This window comes from Bacteroidales bacterium (genome assembly GCA_018334875.1).
Lineage (GTDB): Bacteria > Bacteroidota > Bacteroidia > Bacteroidales > UBA12077 > JAGXLC01.
The window spans coordinates 1-5,490 of sequence record JAGXLC010000275.1 but is presented as its reverse complement, the minus strand read 5'-3'; the positions used below and the strand labels follow the sequence as shown (position 1 = coordinate 5,490).

Here is a 5,490-nt window from a genome sequence, read left to right as displayed (position 1 = left end):
CCATGTTGCCGTGTCATCGGGATTGATGCAGTAGATGTTAAAATGCTCCTGCTTGTTTCCGGTCACGTATCTAATGAAAAGATCATCGGGCTGGTTGGAACAAAAAACAATGCTATCCTGGTACATTGCAGGGGAGAACTCATCATACCGATCCGAGCTGAAAGGAGCCGGTTCCGCGGAATAATGCCGGTTCTGCGCCCCGGCTTTTAACAAGGCTACAAAAAGTATGATGTATATGATCAGTAATTTCTTCATATTAGTTACCCTTTCAGAAATATCTCGGGCTTACCACTTCAAGCAAGTATTTGAAATCATATCGCAGCATGATCTCATGGGTACCCCTGTTGTACCTTCCCAGTTCGGAAAAATCGGTACCGTAGGAATAAGCCAGCCTGAACTGGTTGTTGATCTGGTATTGCAAGGTCCAGATGATGCCTTTTTCTGATCTGTAATTGGTGCCCAGCCAGAATTTGTCCTTCACAATAACATGGAGGTTCAAATCTACCTGCCTGGCCCTGTTTGGCTTGAATCGTAAAAGGGCGTTCGGAAACAGTTTTACCGATTCATTGATTTCCCATAAGTACCCTCCCATCACCATATAGTTGGAATCGTCTAAACTGTGATACATTTCGTACTCGCCACTTGCAGGGCTAAACCGGTGATTCATAAAAAAGGGTGCGGAAATTCCTGCATAATACCGGTCGGTATAATAATATACACCTGCACTGAAATCAGGCATGATAAAATTCTTTTGGGTAGCCCTCACTGCTTCGTCTCCCTGATCGAGTACCCGATACTCGTGGGGATTTTTGTTGGTTATTGAAACCCCGGCTCCCAGGCCGAGTGATAATTTACCGGGCCCTGTTTTAAAACTGTAGGAATAATTGCCGAACACTCCTGTTTCCTGTTTGATGCCCATTTTATTATTCATGAGTACAAGTCCGATACCGGGTCTTTGCTTCAAAAAGGGAGAGTGCATGCTGATAATCTCTGTGCGGGGCGCCCCTTCAAATCCAACCCATTGGTGACGGTACGACATGGCAATACTCAGGGCCTCCCTTCTTCCGGCGTAAGCCGGGTTGATGCTTAAAGCATCCAGTGTGTACTGCTCGCTCAATGGGTGGAACTGTCCGTATGATTCCCCAAATGCCATAAGGAACAATAAACCCACCACGGCTTTTTTTATCAGTGTGCTATGTCGAAATATCCTTTTAATACCCTTCCTGATTTTAATTTTAAAATATAATAATAGGTGTCCGCGGTAACCTTTTCCCCCCATTTGTTGATGCCATCCCAGTCGCCCTGATAATTTTTTTCCCTGTATATTTCGTTTCCCCACCTGTTGAAAACTATAAATTCTTCGCATTCCGTGTTTTCCAGTCCCGGAACCCTGAAATGATCGTTCTTGCCGTCGTTATTGGGGGTGATCACCGTGGGGGGCAACAGATCTTTGACGGTAATATGGACCCGGTCTTCCGAAACAGGGCACACTCCATTATCCACCGACCATAGCAGAATGTTCTCGTCCAGTTCCAATCCGGATACGGTGGTTTGGGGATCCGATTTGTCTTCAAACTCCGCGTTGCCTTTAACTGCACTCCATTCGCCTGTACCGGTTACGGGCCTGCCGGCATTCAGGTTGGTTTCAAACTTATACTCCAGTTGCTTGTCGGCCCCTGCATAGGCATTTGGTTTTCGGTACACCTTAACTTTCGTTTTTGATGTTTGTGTACATTGATGCTCATTGGTGAGGGCCACCCGGTAAGTTGTGGTATTCAAAGGAAAAGCCAGAGGTTGGGAAACATCTGTACGGCTAAGTCCTTCTGAGGGCGACCATTGAAAATCACCCGTTCCTTCTGTGGATAGCCGCAGGGTATCCCCTTTACATAGTTCGTATTCGTCCGGAACATTTAATTCCGGTAGAGGATTAATTTCCACGGTTACATTTGCAGTATCTGCATGCCCTTCTTCGTTCCTGACTATTACCTTGTAGGTAGTTGTTGTATCAGGTTGAGCAGTGGGGTTGGCTGTTTCGGAGTCCGACAAACCCTCCGAAGGTTTCCACTGGTAGGATTCTCCTCCCGAAGCATTCAATTGTACAGAGTTTCCCTTGCATATGGTCGTATCCGGGTCGGCCCGGGCGAAGTCACCGGCAATGACTGTAATGGTAACACTGGCTGTATCGCTGCATCCTGCTGCATTGGTTACCTTTACCGTATAAGTGGTGGTGCTGTCCGGACCGGCAATGGGGTCGGCGATGGTTGTATCCGATAATCCGTAGGAGGGACTCCACAAATATTCAGTTCCCCCGGTAGCATTGAGTTGAATCTCTTCCCCTTTCTGAATCTCTTTATCTTCTCCCACATCGGCAATAGGCAATTCTAGGAAATTGACAGTGATGGTATCTGAATCTGCACAGTCGCCTTTGACTTCGGTCCATGTAAACTCGTATTCACCTGCCTCTTTCACGGTGACTGTTGTGGCGTCTTGTTCGGGGGAATCCGACCAGTTTTTGACAGAGGCGGGTCCGCTGGTTTTCTCCCAGTATCCTGATCCGGTATCTGTTGACAGGGATGCTTCAAGGTCAAAGCTTAGCCCGCAGGTGTCGCCTCCTGTACCCGGGTCAGCCACGGGCTTCTGGTAAAAGGTGACGGATATTGTGGAATCGTCTGCGCATTTGCCGTTGACCTCGGTCCATGAAAACTCGTATACACCTGCCTCCTCCACGGTGACCGTTGTGGTGTCTTGATCAGGAGAATCCGACCAGTTTTTGACAGAGGCGGGTCCGCTGGTTTTCTCCCAGTATCCTGATCCGGTATCTGTTGACAGGGATGCTTCGAGGTCAAAGCTGAGTCCGCAGGTGTCGCCTCCTGTACCCGGGTCAGCCACGGGCTTCTGGTATCTTGTTATCCGCATAAGATCCCTTGAAGTGGGTAGGGTATCATGCGTAAAGGACCACATGAAAGTATTGATTCCATAATTGATTTCTGTAACTTGAGTACCGGGATCATGGGGATCATTGATGACCGGATCGTCACCCGAAGATTCCTCTACGACAAAAACATTATCAAAGCGGTAGATTTCCGAATCCTCCTCGTCATTCAGTATCCTGATGACAATCTCAAGCGAGTCTCCAGCCGGGATAGTGTCTCTGGCTGTAACACTGTGGTATCCCCCAGATCCGCTGCCAGTCAGGTTTCCAATGGCTCCCTCGTGAAGCCCGTTGGTCAGCGCTTTTTCTGTTCCATCCACTCTGGAATAAGCTCTTATATAATCGTCTGATTCAAATTGGCCGTCTGTCCAGCTTTCCAGGTCAATGAAGATTTTTGTATTTGAATATTCCGATATATCTATGGTTTCTGAAGTCCATTCTACAGTATCATCGTTGCCACTGACCTCAAATTTACCGGAACGTACCTCGGCGTATCCCTGGCTGGAAGTTTGGGTTAAACTCCATTCGCTGGGGGGATCGGTATCTTCGGTGGTACCATCCGCAAGGTCATTAAAGTCCTCCTTCCAGATGATTCCCGGCAGATACAACCAGGTACCCGTATAATCTCCATTCGGAGCATTGCCGTCAAGAAAGGTCGTTGAATCGCCGCACAATGTTTGGTCAAGGCCTGCACTTGCCATGGGAAGGGGTTCCCCGCTGTAATTCAAATCGGTTTTGGCCAGAAATATATTGTTGCCGTCATCTGACGGATAGCTGACGCTATCAAACTGAATGTCCTTCAGATAATGTCCCGCCAGATAGATTTCTCCATATATATTTCCATCCACAGCATTGCTGTATTCATTGTTGGTCCCCCCAACGGATTTGGCCCATTTAAAAGACCCGTTGCTGGTAATCACCGAAATGAAAGCGTCTTGGGCATCCGATGCAGTAAGGGTGGTATCTCCCCAAAAATCCAGTGTATAATGATAATTTCCCGTAATAGCCAAATACTGGTTTTCGATCTTGTCGATGTCTGTGCCTTCTTCCTTCGAATCTGTGCATGGTATGGTCTTTATCCATCCCACCTGGGCCCACTTCGACATGGATGCGATAAAGATGTCAGACTCGTTGGAAGGTGTAACCGGATAACCGAAAAAGGAATCCGAACCAATCCGGCCGGTAATATAAAGTGAGTCCTCAATCATCGTGATGCCGTTACCTATCACGTTATCATTGCCATCACTCTCATATTGAGCATTGTTATCCCCTTCTTTGTCATAGGAACACATCACAAGCTGGTATTTGCCGGAGTAGGAATTGGTGAAGGAAAAGGCAGGAGATCCGCCGCTGTGGTAAAACTCAATTTTATCAGCCTTATAGTTGGCGGCTATATGTAAGAACTCCGTTCCGATATGCATATCTGCCAGCCGGTCATCCTCGGAGGTTCCGCCCTTGAATATCCATTGTTCCAAACCATCCGGGTTGTATTTTACCACGAAGAAATCACTGCCCCCGAAATCCAGATTTTCTGATAATCCGCCGAATGTAATATCGCCATTTCCGTACCCTGAAAGATAGACTTCCTTATCACCTGTTTTTACTATATTTCCGCCGGCGTCTCCATCCGGGGTTTCGGCTATCCGGAACCACAACAAGGCGCCCTTGGCGCTATATTTAGCCAGGAAGCCAGTTTGACCATAAGTATTATCGACGCTGTCATCGGCAATTTTGGAGCTTGTTCCCGTGAAATGGCAGGTTCCGTTGCTGATATGCCCGGTTATGTAAATGTTTCCATCCTGTGCTATATCAATGGAACTGATGCGGTCATTGCCTGAGCCTCCTATCTTAAAGGCCCACAACTCATTTCCGTGTTTGTCGAAGCGGGCGACAAATCCGTCTGAATTCCCATAAGTGGAGGTGAAATCGGTAGAAACAGCGGACCCGTCTCCCAGATAGTCGGAAAGATCACTGTCAAAATCCCCTGTCATCAGAATATCCCCGGTTACAGAATCGAGCCTGCAATCGGTGGACATTTCTTCTCCTGAAGAGTGGATCCCTTTGGTCCACGACCACGGGGGCGCCTGTGCGTTCAGATTTACAGGAATCCAGAATATCAACAACAATAATGCTTTAAAGCAAATTTTCACCATCTACAGTTATATATTTACGAATTAATTTACGTAATATATTTGTTGTGGTTACAAATAATTTTGGTTGTTAGTTATTTAGGAACATCAGATTTATATTCACACAAAGTTTACCGGGGTTCGTCATAAGTAAAGAGCGTTTCGTCATAAAAACAGAATCGTATAAGAAATAATAATTCAGGCAGAAGGGGATTTTTAACCAAAATAAGTAACTCCCATTATAAATGTCCGTACAACCCAATTTGGATATTCATTCATGTGAGGGCATTTTTTGTCACCCCAAAATAGCATGATAACATTTATCAAAGTAAAATTGGCTGATATGCAAAGATTATTGATGTTACTTGTCATTCTACTGGTGATGGCTTCCTGTGCATCCAAGAGGTATGCCCGGAAAGCTGAGGAGTT

3 protein-coding genes are annotated in these 5,490 nt (G+C 46.4%); all 3 read right to left on the bottom strand.

The genetic code is table 11. The features are described from left to right. Positions 1-255, bottom strand: a 255-nt coding sequence (locus tag KGY70_16255; GenBank protein ID MBS3776751.1) for a hypothetical protein, incomplete at its 3' end; no start/stop codon positions are given. A 13-nt stretch (positions 256-268) separates the two neighbouring features. Next, complete coding sequence (locus KGY70_16250) at positions 269-1,171, bottom strand: type IX secretion system membrane protein PorP/SprF (protein ID MBS3776750.1); 903 nt, start codon at positions 1,169-1,171, stop codon at positions 269-271. A gap of 14 nt (positions 1,172-1,185) precedes the next feature. Continuing rightward, on the bottom strand, positions 1,186-5,085 hold the full coding sequence (locus tag KGY70_16245) for a gliding motility-associated C-terminal domain-containing protein (protein ID MBS3776749.1): 3,900 nt from the start codon (positions 5,083-5,085) through the stop codon (positions 1,186-1,188). Positions 5,086-5,490 lie beyond the last annotated feature (405 nt).

Bases quoted from the DNA above. Each gene is read 5' to 3' on its own strand.
- KGY70_16245 (MBS3776749.1), bottom strand. From the start codon at position 5,085: ATGGTGAAAATTTGCTTTAAAGCATTATTGTTGTTGATATTCTGGATT.